The organism is Spirosoma sp. KCTC 42546 (genome assembly GCF_006965485.1).
In the GTDB taxonomy this organism is placed as follows: Bacteria; Bacteroidota; Bacteroidia; order Cytophagales; family Spirosomataceae; genus Spirosoma.
This window is the reverse complement of sequence record NZ_CP041360.1, coordinates 6480247-6501015: the sequence shown is the minus strand read 5'-3', so window position 1 is coordinate 6501015 and position 20769 is coordinate 6480247. Positions and strand designations below refer to the sequence as shown.

The following is a 20769-nucleotide window of genomic DNA, read 5'->3' as shown; positions in this document are numbered from 1 at the left end:
AAAAATGTCATGTACGTAATTCCAGTAATGGCAAAAACACTAATTATAACTGACCATTCGTAACCAATTTCTGTGGTGTCGAATTCTTTCAGTGATGTCAGGTTTAAGAACCTGACATCACTGCATCCTTCACTATTTAGTATAGTAGTCATACTGGATCTTCCAGCTAAACTCCTTTCCCGGTTCGGCTTTGATCTGGATGTAAGGTTCCGGGCACACTGCAATGGGCATTGACCAGTAAGCCAGTTGTACGATGGGATGATCACACGTGATGCGCACACCAGCGCCGGTTTTTCGGTTTTCGATCCGTATGTCATAGTCTTTAGCCGTGTCGCCGAAACCGGTCAGGTAGCAATGCGTGGTTTCCCCTTTGGCAAGTTCGCGCAGGTAGGTAATCTGATTCGTGCGTGTTTCAAACAGGGTGCCCATGCCTCTGGGTGTGCCTTTGGTCTGCAACGGAAAGGGAAACGTTACGAAAAAATCGGGACCCGTTGTTTGCTTGTCGATCACATAAAAATTATGATCGTAAACTGTTGTTTCAATAGGTTTGCTGCCGGTGTTCGTTAACGAATGCTCGAGTACCAGGGTTGGTTTGCCGGGGACCAGTTTTACCGTTTTGCGATAGCGGTATGAGTAACCCGCAGCGTCGGTCAGCTCGTGGGTAAACTCGATGGCATCTTTACCTTTTTTGGCAACACTCCATTTTCCGGGATTTATGGTCTCGTAAGGCGTAGCAAATCGGTAAGGTGCATCAGCTGCTTTTCGAAGTGAACCCACTCCAATCTTCAGAAAATCCTCCCCCGGTTTAGCAGTTTCATACCCAATCGGTGTAAACTCTTCAACGGGGCCGCTGATGGCGTCGTGTAGTTTTGGATCGTATTTATCGAACCACTGGCCGAAATAGCTATGTCCGTTGTAATCAAGACTGGCAAAAACACCCGACCAGTCAAACCGAGTGCCCTGATAATAGCCCTGCGCCGGATCGGGAAGGTAGAGCTTCGCCTGAATCACCCCATTGGAGATATCTGCCTGAGGAAATGGAGCCAAACGAACAGCGCTGGTCAGGCCGAGCAGAACGCCAAGAATTACGAATGCCTGCTTCATAAGGAGTATAGTCATTAGTGGTCATTTGATTGTCATTAGTGGTCATTGATTGTCTTGGTGGTCATTTGCGGTAAAATTCTGACAGGTGATAAATTCTCAATTAATGACTGTCAATGACTACAAATGACCAGCAATGACTGTCAATGACCACCAAATGACAATCAACCTTAATAACCCGGATTTTGCTTCATACTAACGTTTGAGGTGATCTCATTGATCGGGATGGGTTGGGCGTAATCCGTTGGTTCCCATTGAATGGCACCCCCACGAACCCGCTGGTAATAGGCGGCTTCTTTATCGCCGATTTTCCATCGACAGACATCGAACCACCAATGGCCTTCGCCAAACAGTTCGGCCCATCGTTCATACTTGAGTGGGTCGTTTTTGAGCACCGCGTCGGGTGCGCTGGTCTGATCGGTCAGGGTTTTATAATCGACTGCTGAAGCCGTATTGACGGCATAGCCATACGCTCGCCGTCGGACTTTATTGACATATTCCAGCGCGGTGGCATTGTCGCCGGTATGGGTCAGGGTTTCGGCGTAGAGCAGGTAGATGTCCGCCAGCCTGAGCCACAGAATGTTGTCGCCATTAGCCATGTTTACCTCGCCTTCTGTACCCGCCAGATTAATGTATTTTCGGAAACTCCAGGCTTCCATATCGATTTCCGAAATGTCCAGATAGTGCGAAATGGGCTGCTTAACGCCGAGTACAATCATTGAATCGACGTAGGGTTGCAGGCAGGACACCCACAAGCGAGGGTCCACGGTTTTGTTGGTTCGGGCCGCCACCGATTTCGTGATGTATGACTTGTCGACATTGGCGATGTTGGCTGTGGCGGTTCCCGCCGGGAAATAATGCCCCAGATTAAAGCCAAACCGGGCTATGTTTTTGGCATGTGGAAACACGTTGGACCAGGCCGATGCTGCCTGTCCGCCCGTTGGCCCAACAAAGGTTGGCGCAATCACCATCCCGATACTGGACCCCATTGATCGATCGTCTGTACCCCGGTAGGTCATGTCAATATTCAGATTAAGCTCAATCAATGATTCGGAGTTGAACTCACTTTGGGCGTTGAACATGGTTTTATAAGTGTCGAACGGCACCAGCGACTTGCCGCTGTTGGTGACTACATCCGCCAGGTACGTTTTCGCATTGGCCCAGTCCTGCGTGTACACATACACTTTACCCAGAAACGCTTTTACGCCCCAGCCGCCCACTTTGTATTTATCCGTAGCGCCAGTCCAGGTTTTTCCGTTTAATATCGTTTCGGCGGCTTTCAGATCCGAGATAATGAAATCCCAGCACTGTTTGACCGTAGCCCGTGCCACCTGTGTTTCGGGGAGGCTACTAGACGTTTTGGTGATAATAGGTACGCCCATTTTATCGCCCCCCTGCCCATCAACTAGGAAGCTTTCTCCCCACTGAGAAGTCAGATAGAAGTAGTACCAGGCGCGCAGGTAAAGTGTCTGTCCCTTAATCAGGTTTGCCGATGCTGCATCCGCAGCATTCGCTTTAGCACTGAAGGTTTCAATACCCGCCAGCAAGGTGTTACAGCGTTGGACACCCCGCCATAAATCCTGCCAGGTCCCTTGCAGGAAACTATCATTGACCTGCGAGTTATTCTGCGCCAGTTGAATCCAGGTGGTGGTTCCCTGCCAGCTTAAATCTGTAGTATGGTCCCAGAGGTAGGTGTTTTTGGCCAGCATGTTATGCCCGTATAAATTCGGGGCATGTTGGGTTGAATAAGCACCTGCCAGGAGTTGTTCCAGGTCAGCGATTGTGCCGGGGTAACTGGCGGTCGAAATAGCGCCGGGATTGTCTACATTCACAAAACTCTCTTTACAGGCTGCCAGACTCAGGAGTAAGACAAATAGGGAAAGTTTGACTACTATTTTCATGATCGAATATCGTTTTGTATTACTGAAGCCAGTAAATGAGGTTAGAAAGTCACATCAATGCCCATGGAGATAAGCGTCGTGCGCGGATAGGAATAAATTGTATCGATTCCCCGGCCGGTAGAGGCTGCATTTGAGCCGCTGCTGCGTCCTACTACTTCCGGGTCAAGCCCTGAATACTTGGTGAATGTCAGCAGGTTTTGCCCTTGCGCATACACCCGAATGCCCGACATTTTCCACTGTTTCATCAGCGAAGCCGGAAGCGTGTACCCAATCTGAATGGTACGCAGTTTGAGGAAGGCTCCGTTTTCGACGGCGTAATCTGAAATGCGCGTATAGTTGGCATTCGGATCGCGAACGTAGTTGCCCGACGCATCCGTGTACCCTACGCGAGGCAGGTTGGTAAGCCCATTGCCATTGAAGTAAGACGTATTGAAAATGTCGCGGGTGGTGTTGTAGTCACCCACGAAAATCGAGGTGTAGTATTTGTTGGCATTGAACACATCCACACCCGCAATGCCCTGAAACAGTGCCGAAAAATCCAGTCCTTTCCAGGCCATGTTCAGCGTAACCCCGTAGGTCATTTTGGGCCAGGGATTGCCAATGAAGGTTTTATCTGCGGAGGTAATCCGGCCGTCGCCATTCAAATCCTGGAATTTCAGGTCGCCCGCTCCGGTGGCAGCTGCCTGATAATAAACGCCCGTGGTGGCGCCACCCGTTGCTGCCGCAGCTTCCTGCGCTTTTTGGTTCAGGGCTTGTACCTCGGCATTGGTCTGGAAAATTCCATCGGTTTTGTAACCATAAAACTGACCCAAGGGCTGTCCTGCCTGGGTGCGAGACACAACACTTTCCAGGTAATCGCCGGCGGGACCGTCGTTGATCGGGTTGTTGTTGGTGCCATCCAGCTTCTTGACCAGATTTCGGTTAAACGATGCATTGGCGGCAATGCCGTAGGTGAATGCACCTTTTTTGCCCCGATAATCGACCGCCAGCTCAAGCCCTTTATTACTCATCTGCCCAATATTGGTGAACACGGTGGTACTACCAAAACCAGCCGACATGGCAACCGGAACCTGGTAAATCATGTCGTTTGTCTGGCGGCTGTACCAGTCGGCAGTAATATTCAGGGCGTTATTCAACAGGCCAATATCCAGACCAATATCCGTTTGAAGCACAGACTCCCATTTGATGTCCTGATTCGCCAGTTGAGCGGTCAGGGCATAGCCTTTGAAACGGGAACCATCAGGCAGACCCATGCTGGTTGTGCCACCCGTTCCGCCGTAGGAATTCTGGTATGTATATTGGGGAATGTTGCTGGTGCTTCCCAGCTTTCCGTAACTGGCCCGGAGCTTCAGGTTCGAAACGTAGGTCAGATTATCCCGGATAAAGGCCTCCTCGTTCAGTTTCCAGCCGACCGACACCGACGGGAAAACGCCGAATTTATTGGCTGGGCCGAATCGGTCCGAACCATCCCGACGGACGGTGGCCGTCAGCAGGTACTTGTTGGCATAAGTGTAGTTGATCCGCCCAAATTGGGAAAGCAACCGGGTTTGAGGTAACTCGGCACCGGCGGCTACGTAGCTGCTTGGGTTGCTGCTCAGAGCCAGGTTATAGGTAACGTAGGGGAAGCTCTGGGCTTCGGCATGTAGCGTACTCAAATCGGATTTATACGCTTCATAACCTGCCAATACCTTAAACTCATGCTCACCAACGGTTTTGGCGTACGTCAGGACAAAGTTGGCCGTCAGGTTTTGCTGACTGTTGATGTCCCGGCTCAAAAAGGCGTTGCGATTGGCAACGGTACCGTAGTCGTAGGCTTCCGTAAATCGGTAGTTGTGTACGTTATAGATTGACGCCCCAAAGGTGGAACGAAGATTCAGCCCTTTCAGAATTTCCCAATCGGCATACAGGTTGCCTTCCAATGCGTAGGTTTCATTCTGCATGTGGTTCTGGTATTCCTGCCCTACGAGATTGGGACCGGTAAAAAAGGTGCCTGTTTTAGCCCAGCCCCCAAACGAATTGGTGGGATCGTAGATAGGAACAACAGGCGCAGAACGAAAGGGGAACGTACTGGTAACAACGGGATTGGTTCCGGTTTTCCAGGCATAGAGCGTTTCGCCTACTTTCAGTTTCTTATTGATCCTGAAGTCGGCATTCGACCGAATTCCGTACCGCTCAAACCAGTTGTCGATCAGGGTGCCTCCTTCCCGCTGGTAATTGGCCGAAACATAATAATTGGTTTTAGTTGTAGCCCCTGATAAGGATAAGGAATAACTCTGATCCGATCCGTTGGTGAACAAGTCCTTTGCCCAGTCATTATCGGGTAATGTGCTGGGGTCGCCCCAGCCACTTGTGTTCACGCCAAAGGCTTTTTTTGCCGTGATGTAATCGGCCGTATTCAGCATTTTATACAGATTACGGGGCTGCCGAACGCCATAATAGGCATTGAAGTTGATCTTCATTTTATCGACACTGGTTCCGCGCTTGGTGGTCACGAGCACAACACCACCAGCAGCCTGGGCACCGTAAATGGCAGCAGCGCTGGCATCTTTCAGAATCTCAATGGACTCGACATCCTGAAGGTTGAAGTTGTTGCCCGCCGACATTCGGATGCCATCGACGATATACAGCGGGGACATGCCACCAATGGAGCCAACCCCCCGGATCACAATATCGGAACTGGCACCGGGCGAGCCATCATTCCGGGTTACCTGAACACCCGCAGCCCGGCCCTGTAAGGCTTCATTCACACTCCGAACGGGCAGGTTCTTCACTTCTTCTGCTTTTACGGAAGAAATAGACCCGGTTAGGTCCGACCGTTTCTGCGTACCATACCCAACTACCACCACCTCGTTGAGGTTTTTGGTGTCGACGGCTAAACTGACATTGACTGCGGTCTGATTACCTACCGTAATTTCCTGGGATAGGTAGCCCACAAAACTGAAGACCAGTACATCATCGCCCGTGAGTAAGGTCATCCGGAACTGGCCATTGGCATCGGTGGTGGTACCCCGGTTAGTGCCTTTCACCACAATACTCACACCGGGGAGTCGGTTTCCACCTTCGTCCGAAACGGTTCCTGACAGATTCCGGTCGGTAGAGTTTAGGTCTGTATTATAAGGTAATTCAATGATTGGTGGTGGGGGTTCCTGATTGAGAATAATCTGCCGACCTTTTACCTGATACGTAAGTTGGTGGGCTCTTAATAGATTATCCAATACAGCCACCAAAGGTTGGTTCGTTGCACTCAGCGATACCCGGTCATTCAACTGAACCAAAGCTGACCGGTAGGCAAAGCGTACGTCGGCCTGGCGTCCCAGTTGATTCAGGACGGTTTTTAACGTCAGGTTATCGGCGCGGAGCGTAATGCGCTGATCCATGACTTTCTGCGCGTCAACCGGTCGGGCGGTTGCCAGACCGGCTACAAGAGCCACCACTAGTAACTGATAGACAGTAAATTTCATAAGGCTGCGCAACAGGCTAAGCGGTTGTCGAAGTTCTTTCATACTTTTACTTGTTTTTTGACTGTTTGGATTTAGAAATGGACAAAAAACCCCCTGCCTCATCCTGGATGAGGGTATCGAACAAGGGTGCGAGTGAAGTCAGTGATGCCGGAATCATCACTGACTTTTTTTATTAAAAGCGGTTTATTGTGGCATAGGCGATTGGTAGAAAAGTGGGCTTAGGAATTAAATAAGTAAATGGATAATGGATAATGGATAATGGATAATGGTGAGTCCAAGAGGTAATTACATTGTTCATTTTACATTATTCATTATTCACTGTCTTGGCAATGGGTTATTTGCAGCCTTTGCTGCTGATGACGATCTGCCCATCCAGTACCTCATACGAGGCCCCGATAGTCTGGCAGATTATATCCAGCCGCTCCAGCAGATTTTCATTTAAAAAGGTGAGATTGACCAGGCAAGCCGACAGATCATCCTCATTGTAAATTAATTTCACACCATAGGTTCGTTCAATGGTGGCAAAGACTTTTGTAACAGGAGCATCTTCAAACACCTGCTCGCGACTGACGGCTTCGGGCATGAGTGCGGTTGGTTTCTCTACCAGTGCCTTCAGTAGATGTTTCTCCTCCAGATTATACGTCATTTGCTGGTTGGGCGTCAGAATGATTCCCTCTATCCGTCGCAAACCTGACTGCTGCGCTTTTTCAAAATCCTGTCGCGTGTACACCGATACACGCCCGGTTCGCACCGTTACTGTTACCGCCTTTTCTTCTTCAAAAGCCCGAACCAAAAAGCTGGTGCCCAATACTTTGGTTACGGTTTGGTTCGCATAGATCAGGAACGGTTTTGCTGGATTTTTAGCCACGTCGAAGAAAGCTTCTCCGTTCAGGTAAACTGTCCGGCTGGTCTTGGCGAAGTGTTTCGGATAACTTACCCGGCTCTTTGGCCGTAGCGTAATAAGACTTCCATCGCAGAGCAGGACATTGATGGGCTGGTTGCTGGTATTGACTTTTTCCTGAAGTGGCAGGGAGGCCGTCTTCGTTAGGTGAGCATACGATTCGGGACTTGACGTTGAGGTAGTTGTATACCTGTAGAGCCAGATCCCCAGACCTGCCACCAGAATAATGGACGCAGCCGCAGCCCATCGCCACCAGGATTGTTGCTGAAGGGGAATGACTGGGGTTTCCAGCTCGGCATCCCGATGTTCGGCCGCCAGTTGCATCAGCCGGTTGAGCTCACTGGTAAAGCGGGCATCGGTGGCGTCATCACGGTAGTGCTCATTCAGGGCACGGACAAGCTCCTGGGCCTGTTTGACCACCTCCGCCCGATCTGGATTTTGTATCAGCCACTGCTCCCAAAAAGCAGCCGACTGGGGAGAACTTCCACTTGCCCACTGGCGAAATGACTCGTCGAACAGAAAGTCTTCGGCGTTGTAAATCCTGTAATTCATAACGAAGCAACTAGCAGAGGAGGACCTTTACTCTTATAGTGCTATTCTTCGTTTGGCAATACTCAAAAAAAAGGAAAAATTTTTTCGCCTATAGTGCAATTTCTGCTAACTATCGTTTCGGCAGAACAAAGACCAATAGGTAAAGGAGCAAATCAGACGACCATTGGCTTCGGAGTTCTTTGAACGTTCGGTGCAGCAGATTAGCCACACTTTGTCGCTCCATGCCCATAATCTGGGCAATTTCGTGGTTATCTAAATTCTGGTAGAAGCGCAGATACAGCACTTCCTGCTGGCGCTTGGTCAGGGTTGCCATTAACTGGTGTAACAGGCGTTCCTGTTCCGAGTGCAGCTCATTGTCAATAATTTCTTCCTCGATTGAGCCCGTAAATGGCATGTGCGCCGGTTCAGACTCGTCCAGATGAATGGAGGGATGATGCCCCCGAATTTTCAATAATTTGTAGCGAAGGGCTTTTAAGAGGTAGGTTTTTACGAAAACAGCGTCACCCACCGCTTCCCGACGGTCCCACAATTCCAGAAACAGATCCTGAATCGTGTCCCAAACCAGTTCGGAATCCGTAGTCAAGCGAAGGCCATAGTTATACAGGCTCGGGTAGTGCTTCCGCGCTAATTCTCCCAGAGCCCGTTCGTCGCCGGCTTTGAAGCGTTGCCACAGCTCCTGAGGAGCTAAATCCCGATAACCAGTTGTCGTATCCAACGGACTAGACGATGAGTTTACGAATGGGTAAAGACCACAAGTATATTTTTATATTGATCGGATAACGTATTTCTTGAAAAAACAGGCTTGATCGTAAACGTTTGCCGGACCGTGGACCGTAGTACGATACGTAACAAAAGTTTAAGCAACATGTTGAAATAGCCTGCTCGTGGAGCATTGCCCCGTTAGACTTTACCGGAAAAGGTCTTTCTACTCAAATCACTACCTGCTCTATGAAAGTTAGTCCGTTTGCCATCCAAGTGCTGTCACTGGTAATTTTTAGTATGCTCATCACCTGCTGCCAATCGATTGCCCGTTCAGCGGATATAAAACCAGTTAACCTGCGGACGGAATATAAAGTAAATCCAGTAACTGACGCCCAGAAGCCACGTTTAAGCTGGGAGCTAACCTCTACTGTAAGCGGTCAACGACAAACGGCCTATCAGATCATGGTCGCGTCATCACCGAACTTGCTGGCTTCCGACAAGGCCGATCTGTGGAATTCAGCGAAAGTGCCTGGGAATGCCACCAATCAAATCGACTATGCCGGAAAGCCCCTTTCCTCTCGAACAATGTGTTATTGGAAAGTCCGGAGTTGGGATAAAAGCGGCCAGCCTGGCCCATGGAGTGCAACCGCCAGCTGGGAAATGGGTCTGCTGAACAAAGCTGACTGGCAGGCCGAATGGATAGGTAATGACCTGACTGCCTTGGGGAAAGGGAAAACCTATCACTTGCCACCTGCCCCTTTTTTCAGGAAAGAAGCGAAACTAAAAGGCCCCATTAAACGAGCGAGATTGCACGTGACGGCCTTAGGTTTGTACGAATTTCAGATCAACGGCAAGCGCATTGGAAACGACTACTTTACGCCCGGCTGGACCGATTATACCAAGCGAGTCTATTACCAGACGTATGATGTCACGGCCGACGTAAAAGCGGGCGAAAATGCCTTTGGAGCCATTATTTCGGATGGCTGGTACGCTGGCTATCTGGGTTATGCGTTGCTGGTGGGGAACCCGGTCGTGAAAAATTTCTATGGTACTGTTCCCCTGCTGAAAGCTCAACTGGACATTGAGTATACCAATGGCGAAAAACAAACGATTGCGACCGACCAAAGCTGGAAAACGAATCACGGACCGATCATTGAAGCGGATATCCTGAATGGCGAAACCTATAACGCCAATCTGGAATTTGACAATTGGAGTAAAGCTGGATTTGACGATTCGAACTGGAAGACGAGCCGCATTTTCCCCGATAAGGCAGACCGTCGGCTTGACGCTTATCCTGGTAATCCAATTCAGGTTTTTCAGGCGTTAAAAGCCAAATCCGTTATGCCAAAATCAGGCGGAAAATACCTTTTTGACCTGGGCCAGAATTTTGCTGGCATCGTACAACTTAAGGTAAAAGGAAACAAAGGCGATACCATTCGACTGCGGTTTGGCGAGGTGTTATTCCCGAATGGAGACATCATGACGGAGAACCTTCGGAAAGCCAGAGCCACCGACACCTACATACTGAAAGGAGCCAAACAGGGTGAAACCTGGACGCCTAAATTCACCTATCACGGGTTTCAGTACGTGGAAGTATCCGGGTTCAGAACAGCCCCCAGCCTGGATGCGATAATGGGTATCGTGTTAACGTCGGCCACCCCCGAAACCGGTGCTTTCGAAACAGATAACAAACTGGTGAATAAACTCTACCAAAATATTGTCTGGACGCAACGGTCCAACTATTTCGATGTGCCTACAGATTGCCCACAGCGGGATGAACGGCTCGGCTGGACAGGCGATGCACAGGCTTATATTCAATCCGCCACCTTCAACAACGACATCTCGGCCTTTTTTACAAAATGGCTGGTCGACCTGAATGATGCCCAACGCGCTGATAAGTCGTACCCGATTTATGCGCCCGCACCCAACGTTCGGAAAACGGATACGTACTCGCCGGGCTGGTCGGAGGCTGGTATCATTTGTCCCTATACGATTTACAAAACGTATGGAGATACCCGTGTGATTCGGGAGTTCTGGCCAAATATGGTTGCCTATCTGAAGTTCATGGAGGACAAGAGCAAGGGCCAGTATGTATATAAAGAGGCCAGTTTCGAGGATATTTCACCGAAAGGTGGATTTGGCGACTGGCTCTCTGTTGGAAAAAAAACACCGCCCGATCTATTGGCAACTCTCTATTATGGCTATGTGGCTTCCATGATGGCCGACATGGCCAAGGCGATTGGTAAGCAGGAGGAATCGGCGTATTACGAAGCCATTTTTAGCAAGGTTAAACAGGCCTGTTTAGCCCACTATACCGACGCAACCGGGAAGTTCAAAACGAATAGCGCGGCCTACGGCGATGGAAACGGCTATGTAGATGGGGAAATGGGCTTTGAGGGGCATACTCAAACGGCTTATGCCAATGCCATTTACATGCATATGCTCAAACCTGATCAGTACCAGCAAGCGGGCAATTGGCTGGTTGATCTCATTAAGACAAACAATAACAAACTCTCAACGGGCTTTCTGGGCGTAAAACCCTTATTGCCAGCGTTATCAAGTACGGGACATAGCAATGAAGCCTATACATTACTGCTGAGCACAGAATACCCATCCTGGGGATTTGAAGTGGTTAATGGAGCCAATACAATCTGGGAGCGCTGGAACAGCTATATCAAGGGAAAAGGGTTTGAAAATAATGCCGGTATGAACTCGTTCAACCACTACGCTTTTGGCGCGGTAAATGAATGGTTGTTTGGTAATGCGGCAGGCCTCAAAGTTGGGGAAGCCGGGTATAGAACATTCACGATCAGACCGGAAATAGCCAACACGGGCCTGACTTACGTAAAAGCTACCTATCACTCGATCAACGGGCCGATTGAATCAGCCTGGAAAAAGTCCGGAAAAACGGTTACGCTGACCGTTAAAATACCCGTAAATACCATTGCCAGCGTGTTCATCCCGACCACAAATCCAGCTACCGTTCTGGTCAACAAGAAAGCAATAAAGATGAGCCCAGGTATTACCGTAAAGGAGTTTAAAGACGGGTATTTACAGCTGGAAGCTGGTTCGGGAGGGTATCAATTCACGGCCCAGCATTAGGCTGACGTCAGTTCGGTCTGCTTATTTTTAGGGGAGATCATCGGGTTGCCCAGCTGTTTTTGACCATCCAGACAAACAGGGGTTGCATCCATTCTTCGGTGGGGAGTTTTAGGATGAAGCCGTGGTCGCCGGTGGGGTATAGGTGCAGCTCGGTGGGTACGTTATGGTGGCGGAGGGCTTCATAAAACGTTAGGCTATTGTCTACATCCACAACTTTGTCATCACCGGTATGGGTGAGGTAGGTGGGCGGGGTTTGATTGGTTACGTGCAGTTCATTGGAGAATCGTTCTATTTGCCCGGCAGTTGGTTTGGCCCCTAACAGATTCGTTCTTGACCCTTTATGACTTAGGGTCTCGTTCATGGAAATGACGGGATAAATGAGAATCATAAAATCGGGTCGTAAGCTGGTTTTGTTGGTATTGTCGATAAGCGGTTCACCGAATTTCGTTCCGGCGGTAGACGCCAGATGGCCACCCGCCGAGAACCCCATGATCCCTATTTTGTCGGGTTTAAGGCCCCATTCTGTTGCTCGCTCCCGCACTACTTTTATGGCTCGCTGGGCATCCTGGAGCGGGCCAATACTTTTATCGACCATGATCGAGTCACTGGGTAACCGGTATTTTACCACAAAGGCAGCAACCCCATGTTTGACAAAGGTTTCAGCGATTAAAATGCCTTCTCCCTCGTAGCTTTCCCCCGAATAACCCCCACCCGGAAAAATAACCACCCCCGCGCCACTGGCTGTTTCTTTAGGAGGCAAAAAGATAGTCATTGTGGGTTTCGACACTTTTTGGTACCAGGAAACTTTACCGTCTTTTTCCGACGCTATTTCCTTCATCGTATACGACGTAGCGTTCGGGATGGCTCCTGAATACAAGGGGATAATTTGTTGAGCTGTAACCGTACCAGCTACTGTCAGTAGGAAAATAGAAAAACTGAATTTCATGGTACGGCAGAAATGGGAGTGAATTTGCATAGTTGTTTGGTGAAATTATTAACCACAGAGCGGTCCGCCGTTGCGGCACAGAGAACACAGACTGGATCACCAGTGCGGATATGAATAGTTGAGTCTGTTTAAACTTTTCAATTTAACCGCAAAGGTAACTCCGCAAAGTGCGCGAAGTAGTTGAGTGAATTTCTTTGAGACCTCTGCGGAGTTGTTTTAGCGTTCTCTGCGGTTAAGCAAAAGCTTAGAGCTATAAGAAAATAAGTTTAAACAGGTTCTTTATTATTAATTTTTCAATCCCTGTGTACTCTGTGCCGCACCGGCGGACCGCTCTGTGGTTAATAATACTTGATTTCTTCACAAAGTAAGCCGTTGACCTTCTTTGAGCAACACCTCTTTCAATTTATCATAAGGGACTTGTTGAACGGAAGTCTTACCGTCAATGGCCAGCACTGCGGCTGTTGCGGCCGATTGGCCCAGAATCATAAACACGGGCTCCATGCGGATGGAACCGTAGGCAATATGTGAACTCGATACACAAACCGGTACCAGCAGGTTAGTACATTCCGCTGCCTTCGGCAGAATAGAGCCATACGCAATGGAATAAGGCTTGTCGGGATGAACGCCGATGTCGCCCTCATTCTGGACAAAGCCGTCCTTTTTTACGAATCGCTGGGAATTATGAGCATCCAGCGCATAGGAGCCCATGCCCACCGGATTTGGTACATTGGTTTTCCCAAGTGCGTCTGCTTCGGTCATGACAAACTCACCCAGCATCCGGCGGGCTTCGCGGATATAGAGTTGGTGCGGCCAGCCGCCATTGTCTTTGAACTCATCCTTAGGTAATCCCCATTGCTGCATGGCTTCGTGGACATCGACTGGTACGCGTGTGTCGTTCTGCAAAAAATAGAGCAACCCTTTCTGATATAGTTCATGATCCCGAATAATCGCCTTCCGGCGTTCGTAGGTAGCATCGGGGTAATCGTAATTTTTGCCGATGTAATCGGTACTGAACGGGCCGTGGTTGTTGGTGTCAGTTTTACGATTGGGGATGGGATCGTACTTATCGAAGGTTTCGCGCCAGCCCGAGGCAAAAACACGCGCCAGCAGTTCATAGCGATTGGGGTCGTAGCCCGCAGGCTTAGCAAATGGAACCCGATTGTCAGGATGATTGCTCAGACACATACGGAAACAATAGGCCTGAATTTTGTGGTCGCCCGTGCCGTTCGGGCCTGGTTCATCAGCCGATACTTCGGGCAGGAGTCCACTTTTTGCATCGCCCGCCACCTTGTAAGGGCTGATATCTTTTTTGAAAAAGTGGCCGTGCTGAAAAATACCTACCTGCACACCATTATGGGTCTCATTATACACGCTGTTGGCCTCCCGACCCACGTGGTAACGAACACCCGCAGCCGCCATCAGGTCGCCTTCGTAGGTGGCATCGATGAATACACTTCCTTCGTATACCGTACCACTTAGTGTTCGGAACGAACGAATGGCACCGTCCTGTTTCTGAATGCCTGTTGCCGAGCGGTCCAGCCATTCGTCGCGATAAATGGTCAGCTTATTTTCCTTCACAAAGTCCTCGAATACCTGCTCGGCAGCATGGGGTTCAAAAATCCACATGGTTCGGTTGGTGCCGTCAATAGCGGGCGTTCCCTGACCTTTGTTACCATACTCACTGCGTTGCTGCCACGGCCAGGATTTGTCGTTTTGGTAGTGCTGGTAGAGTCGCTGATAAAACTCGCGGGATAGGCCGCCAATAACTTCTTTGTTGCCCGTATCCGTAAATCCAAGCCCACCCGCCGACAGTCCGCCCAGGTGTTTATCGGGCGAAACTACAATAACTGATTTACCCATTTTCTTCACCTGGACAGCCGCAATCACAGCCGCCGATGTACCGCCGTAAATGATCACATCGGAGTGCCGCACCTCGGCATTTTGCACCACCGCCTGTGGGAATTTTGCGGGTTTTCGGTAGCCAGGAAGGACAATAAGAAGGCCTGCCAACCCGATAATTACCGAGCAGTTTCGGCTAAATCGGCTAAGCGATACTGGAAAGAGCTGTGCAGGTGAAAGCATGAGGAGGAGTATTGGGTTTGGTGATAATTTATTAAAAATGAGTTAGTTATTGTGTGGTTCCTTAAACGGCTACATACGCCATATCTCCAAGATATGGCGTATGTAGCCGTTTAAGGAACCACACTCAATTCCATTGAATGAATTCTAACGTACCCACCAGTAGTAAATTGCTGAGATACCAGCTCGTTTCGGCATAGCGGCTGGGGTCGTCGATTTTGATGTTTCGCTTTTGGAGAATACTTGCTTTGTCGAATGCTTTGCCCGATACGTGGATGGTTACTTCATGGGTTGTATCCGGTAGTCCTTCCAGGTAAAAGCTAAATTTTCGGTAATAGTGAGAATACTGGTCGAAGCGTTGAACTTCCTTTTTGTCTCCGTCCAGTGTTACATCCAGAATCCCTACGCCCGGCCCTACCACATCATAAAATCCCAGGGTGGTTCCCTTGAATTTAATGCGCAGGACCGCATCTGGCGACGATGCTTTGTAGAGGGCTGGCATGAATTTAGAAACCGATCGGGCAAGCTCGTTCTCCGCCGGGAGTTTCTGCCAATGCGCTGAGGAAGGCAGTTCAGAGAGCGAAATCAGTTGAGCGCCTTCCCAATTATCGGCAACCAGCGGGGTTGGTAGCGCATGGGGTTTTGCACCAGAAACTCGTTGCATTTCCTCAAAATGGCCTCGTACCACACTCGCGTAAATGGGGTGGCCTGACCGGGACAAGGGGTGCGTTTTGTCCGTTGTGAACACAATTTTTCCGGGATTTTCGTCTGGCTTTCCGGTAAACACCAGCTTGCCTTCTTTATATAGCCGGGCTACTTCCACGCCCATGTGAATAGAGGGAATTTGGTAGTGCTCGGCTATGGCTTCCATGGCCTGGGCTGATGCCTGAAATTTGCCCGCCAGCAGATCGGGTAATACGTTTTCGGCTACGGTATACACAAAACAGATGTCGGTAGTAGGATTTGCTTTCCAGATTTTCCGAACGATTCCCTCCATGGACTGCTGAATTTGCTGAGTGGTCCGCCCGAAATCATTGACGGCAAATTCCACGAAGACCAGATCGGGCTTCTGGGCCAGCACGTCGCGTTCCAGTCTGAAGACGCCCAGGTTAGAGCCCGTACCCCCAATAGCTGCGTTGATTTCGGTGAATGGTGTATGTGGGTAGTTGATGCGGAGCCAGTTAAAGGTAAGGCTCCGCCAACCGTCGCCCGCTTCGGTGATGCTGCCCCCAAAGTAGGCTACCTTAGCGTCCTGCCCTTCATTAATTTTCTGAAAAAAATTCGGTAAGCCGCCCCTCTGGTGAAATTCGGGAGCCCCCGTCGAGCTGTTTTTTGAGGAAGATTGAACGCTCGTTGACAGGGGTTTTTGGCAGCCCCAACTGATTACTACTGTGATAATGAATGCTTGTACTAGCAGAACGGATTTTTTCATTTCGTTGATTATGAGGCTACTATGGCTTCGTTGTCGGGGTTCTGGAATAGGCTGGAATCGTACAAAATCTCAGCCAATGGCATTCGCAACTGCATCGGAGCCGATTTTTCCTGAACAGATGCCGCATGCTTATTGATGAAAAGACTTTTTTGGGAAACGTTTACCGTAGTTAATAGGATCTGATGTGCCAACCATTCAAGTCTGGTGCAGGTAGTTACCATAAGGCCAGTCCCGAACTGGATTATATATTAAGTGTACTATATATCGATGAACGCATATTATATAAAGCTATACTGGATAAATTATAGAATATTGATAAATAACTATAAGTCTATATGGTAGTTGAGTAAATATACTTAGCTTTAGAGGAGCATACCCACTCGTTAACATTTAAAATGCGCCCATACTTTCTTGCGTTCCTGCTTATTCCACTTATGCAGGCACTTGCTCAGTCCTATCCTTCTCCAGATAGCTATTATAAGAAGTTACCTCAATACCCCATCGCTAACCAATTTGAGCACCTGTCGAGTAAAGATGGGTTACCCAGTAATTCAATAAACTGTATTCTTCAGGATCGGGCTGGCTACATGTGGTTTGGCACCCACGAAGGCCTGACCAAATACGACGGCGCTACCTTTACCGTCTTTCAACCCAATCCCCAACAGCCAGCCCATAGTTTCCAAAATAGTATCATTACGAGCTTGTGCGAGGGCGATTCCAACCAGTTGTGGGCGGTTACGGAAGGGGGAGGCTTGCATGAACTAAACACGAAAACCGGGCTTGTTACGCCACATCCTATTAGAGCGGCAAGGGCCAATCAATGGAATAACCAGATTACCATTTATAAAGATAGCCGGAACCTGCTCTGGATCGGGACGTTTGCAGGGCTGGCCAGCTATGATCCTGCACGCCATAACTTCAGATTATATCCTTCACCCAAAACAGAAATGCCGATTAAAACGGCATTTGAAGATCGACAGCATCGGTTTTGGGTAGCCTCCCATCAGGGTCTGTACCTCCTTGATCGGGCAACCGGGCGTTATACGCTGGTGCCGGTTCCTGGGCTGGCAGGCCCTCAGCCTTCGTTTCTTTCGTTTTACCTCGATAAAGAAGACGTACTCTGGATTGGTGCGGCCACGGCGGGGTACAGTCTGTTTAAACTGGACCTTCGTAACCAGCCCTGGCACCCGGTTCCCTATAATCCGGGGGGACAGCTTAACCCGTATATCTGGCGAAATACAATCCATCGGGATTCGTCGGGGATTGTGTGGGTGGGTACCACCAATGGCCTTCAGGGAATTGATCCCACTACGGATAAAGTTGTTACGTACCAGACCGATCCAAACCTGTTGAAGGGACTTGGCAGCAGCAACGCGCAGGCTGTATACCACGACCGGGCGGGCATGCTCTGGGTAGGGACCGATAACGGAATTGACCGGCAGGCGGTCAACACAAAACCGTTTCAGACGTATCGGGTAAGGCCAAATGAGCGCATGGCCACGATGCCTGAGAACAGAGCCAACGCGGTATTCAGGGACAAGCGGGGACAGCTCTGGTTTAGCAACTTATCCACTGTTTACCGACTATCGCCTAATCGGCAGCAGCTCGACCGTATCCAGATGGACAAGCTGGGATGGGTTGGAACCCATACAAATCCCGTAACTAGTTTCCTGTCTGACGGGACGGATGGCATCTGGTTCGGTACTAACGACGGGCTATATCACCTCAATCAGACATCTGGTCAGTACACCCGGTATCCATCCGACATCCCGACCCAATTTATTGATCTTCAGTATCTTGATGGTAAGCCAGCAGACAATCTCTGGATCGGGGGGGATGGCGGTGTGGCCTCGTTCAACACGCGCACGCATCAGTACACCTATTATAAATACAAGCCCGGTGATACGGGCGGCATTCCCGATAAGGCAATTTATGGGCTTATGGTAAGCCAGTTCGGAGAGGTGTGGATATTGGTTAACCGGTTGGGTATCTGTCGGCTGAATCCGAAAACGGGTCAGCTTATTCGCTATATGGCGGGGGGTAAAGGCAAACTGACCACCAACGACGTGCTGTCCATTCACGAAGACAAGGAAGGTGCCATCTGGATTGGTACCCATCTGGGCGGTTTGCACTGGTTTAACTGGCGGACGGGTATCTTTTCGGTAATCTCTCGCGAAGAGGGCATACCGGGAACCAGCATTGTCGGTATTACCAGCGATGGGACGGGCAAACTCTGGCTGAGTACCAATGAGGGACTTTGTCAGGTTGACCCCATAACCCGAGCCATTCATAGTTATGAGGTTTCGGATGGATTGCCCAGTAATGACTTCAAGCATAACGCCGTCTTTCGGCAAGCCAACCAACTGATTTTTGGGACCGAGAACGGTATCGTTCAATTCAATCCCAATCAAATTCTGACGGATACCCGCCCGTTCCCGGTTTATATCACCGACCTGACCGTCATGGATAAGCCCCGAGTCATCACTGACAACATAATTCGCCTGAAACACGACGAGACCATGCTGTCGATTGGGTTTTCGGCTCTGGCCTATGAGCAGCCCGGTCAAAACCAGTATGCCTACCAACTCGTTGGGGTCAATCCGAACTGGGTTCAGAATGGAAACCGGCGCGTAGCTACCTATACCAGTCTGGCGCCAGGCACCTACACTTTTCGGGTAAAAGCCGCTAATAGCAGTGGATTCTGGACCAAAAATGAAGCGTCGGTTCAGGTGATCGTTATGCCTCCCTGGTGGGCTACCTGGTGGGCGTATGGGCTGTATGTGTTGTTGGCCGGAGGGGCTATTTGGGGCTACATCCGGTTTTATACCAATCGACTCCGGCAACGACAGGAGCTTGAGCTCAATCGGAGGGAGGCTGAGCAACTCAAAGCTGTCGATGAACTGAAGACTCGCTTCTTTTCCAATATTACCCATGAGTTTCGGACGCCTTTATCCCTGATTCTATCGCCGGTGGAAAAACTGCTTCAGGAAAATCGGTTTGATAGACCGATGCTGACGCTGGTTCACCGTAATGCCGAGCAACTGCTGCGGCTCATCAACCAGCTTTTAGACTTGTCTAAGCTGGAAGGGAACTACATGGCTGTTTCGCTTATGCAGGGGAACGTATCGGAGTTTATTGACCCGATTGTTGGCGTATTCCAGCGGATGGCGGAGCAAAAAGGGGTAACCCTCACGTGTGAGGTGGCTGGTTTACCGGCTCAGGAGTACGTATTCGATGCCGATAAGTGGGAAAAAATTCTGACCAATCTGTTGTCGAATGCGCTCAAGTTCACCGACGACGGTGGCCAGGTAACGCTTACGGGTACGCCCGTTTGGACAGGCAGTGAGATGAATACGCTGGCTATCCGGCTGGTCGATTCGGGGATCGGGATTGCGCCAGAGCCGCTTCCCCATATTTTCGACCGATTTTATCAGGCCGATACCTCCAGTACCCGCGCTTATGAAGGTACAGGTATTGGGCTGGCACTGGTTCACGAGCTCGTTGGCTTACTGGGTGGCTCCATTACCGTAGAGAGTCAGTTGACAGTGGGAACTACGTTTCACCTGCTACTTCCTGTGCAGCCTGTATCGGCAGCAACGAGCGAGAACCCTAAAATTAGGTTGGTAGCCCCTAAACTTGAGACCCTCGATCAACGAACGTCACTGGCCCCCCGGCTTAGTAGTTCGCTTTCTGTGGCGGGGACTTCGCTTCCGAGTATTCTGATCGTAGAAGATAATGACGAGTTGCGGGAATTCCTGATGGGGGAGCTGGCATCGTTGTACCATGTGCTCCAGGCAGTAGATGGAGAAGCTGGCTGGGCGCTCGTTCAAACCGAACTACCCGATATGGTGCTGACCGATGTGATGATGCCCCGACGGGATGGGATTGAACTCACCCGCCTGATCAAGAGCCATGCCGATACCGACCATATTGCGGTCGTGATGTTAACGGCTAAAACGGCCCCCCAGAGCCGGATTGACGGGCTACAGCAGGGAGCCGATGATTACCTGTCCAAGCCCTTTAGTCTGGACGAACTGCATCTACGCCTGCGTAATCTGGTTTCCCGTCAGCAGAAACTGGGTGAGCACTATCGGCAGCAGTTTGCTTTGCCTGTCAGTAGCCCCGTGTCCAATGTAAAAGCCCAGGAAGTGGTAGCCGATCCGTTTCTGTTGCGGATTTATGCCCTGTTGGAACAGCATCTGGACGATCCCTCGATCAGTGTCGACTGGCTGGCCGACCAACTGGCCATGAACCGAAAGACGCTGTACCGAAAAGTGCAGCAACTCATCCAATTATCCCCCGCCGATCTGATTCGTCAGTATCGACTTCGGAAAGCGACCGAATTGCTGGGATTGGGGAATAATGTAGCCGAAACCGCCGATTTGGTCGGCTTCAATTCACCCTCTCATTTCACCATTGTGTTTAAAGAGTTCTACCAGCAAACGCCTTCCGAATTCATGGCCAGCCGCGTGAAAAACGCCTAATTTCTGCATTTTTCCCCTTTCTGCGCCTAAAATGCCCCGAATCTGACGACATCTGCCCCCAATCTGACAGGGGATCCGCAGATATTGAGAGACTTTTGAGCTGGCAAA

Annotated in this window: 10 protein-coding genes; 2 read left to right on the top strand and 8 right to left on the bottom strand. The window is 49.9% G+C overall.

The window, feature by feature from the left end:
• Positions 1-132 precede the first annotated feature (132 nt).
• From EXU85_RS26675 to EXU85_RS26655, 5 genes are all read right to left on the bottom strand, one after another.
• The gene (locus EXU85_RS26675; protein WP_246859258.1) at positions 133-1119 is read right to left on the bottom strand and encodes a hypothetical protein; all 987 of its coding nucleotides are present in this window, start codon (positions 1117-1119) and stop codon (positions 133-135) included.
• Positions 1120-1271: 152 nt separating this feature from the next.
• Entirely contained in the window at positions 1272-3002 is a 1731-nt protein-coding gene (locus tag EXU85_RS26670) for a RagB/SusD family nutrient uptake outer membrane protein (RefSeq protein WP_142775006.1), read from the bottom strand.
• A gap of 41 nt (positions 3003-3043) precedes the next feature.
• Positions 3044-6505, bottom strand: coding sequence for a TonB-dependent receptor (locus tag EXU85_RS26665; RefSeq protein WP_142775005.1), 3462 nt, complete (start codon positions 6503-6505; stop codon positions 3044-3046).
• Positions 6506-6797: 292 nt separating this feature from the next.
• Positions 6798-7916, bottom strand: a complete 1119-nt coding sequence (locus EXU85_RS26660) for a FecR family protein (protein WP_142775004.1) — start codon at positions 7914-7916, stop codon at positions 6798-6800.
• Positions 7917-8025: 109 nt separating this feature from the next.
• Positions 8026-8631: an RNA polymerase sigma factor gene (locus EXU85_RS26655; RefSeq protein WP_142775003.1), complete on the bottom strand. Its 606-nt coding sequence runs from the start codon at positions 8629-8631 to the stop codon at positions 8026-8028.
• A 233-nt stretch (positions 8632-8864) separates the two neighbouring features.
• Between EXU85_RS26655 and EXU85_RS26650 the strand changes: the two genes are divergently transcribed.
• Positions 8865-11720, top strand: coding sequence for an alpha-L-rhamnosidase (locus tag EXU85_RS26650; protein WP_142775002.1), 2856 nt, complete (start codon positions 8865-8867; stop codon positions 11718-11720).
• Between the two features lie 37 nt (positions 11721-11757).
• Here EXU85_RS26650 and EXU85_RS26645 read toward each other — a convergent pair whose 3' ends face one another.
• From EXU85_RS26645 to EXU85_RS26635, 3 genes are all read right to left on the bottom strand, one after another.
• Entirely contained in the window at positions 11758-12696 is a 939-nt protein-coding gene (locus EXU85_RS26645; protein ID WP_246859257.1) for an alpha/beta hydrolase, read from the bottom strand.
• 327 nt (positions 12697-13023) lie between these two features.
• Positions 13024-14748 carry an FAD-dependent oxidoreductase gene (locus EXU85_RS26640; protein ID WP_142775000.1) on the bottom strand — a complete coding sequence of 575 codons (1725 nt, stop codon included), beginning with the start codon at positions 14746-14748 and terminating at the stop codon, positions 13024-13026.
• A gap of 124 nt (positions 14749-14872) precedes the next feature.
• Positions 14873-16177 (bottom strand): SGNH/GDSL hydrolase family protein, encoded by a 1305-nt coding sequence (locus tag EXU85_RS26635; RefSeq protein ID WP_142774999.1) that lies wholly within the window; start codon positions 16175-16177, stop codon positions 14873-14875.
• 395 nt (positions 16178-16572) lie between these two features.
• On the opposite strand from EXU85_RS26635, the gene EXU85_RS26630 reads away from it, so the two are divergent.
• Positions 16573-20661: a two-component regulator propeller domain-containing protein gene (locus EXU85_RS26630; protein ID WP_142774998.1), complete on the top strand. Its 4089-nt coding sequence runs from the start codon at positions 16573-16575 to the stop codon at positions 20659-20661.
• Positions 20662-20769: the final 108 nt, after the last annotated feature.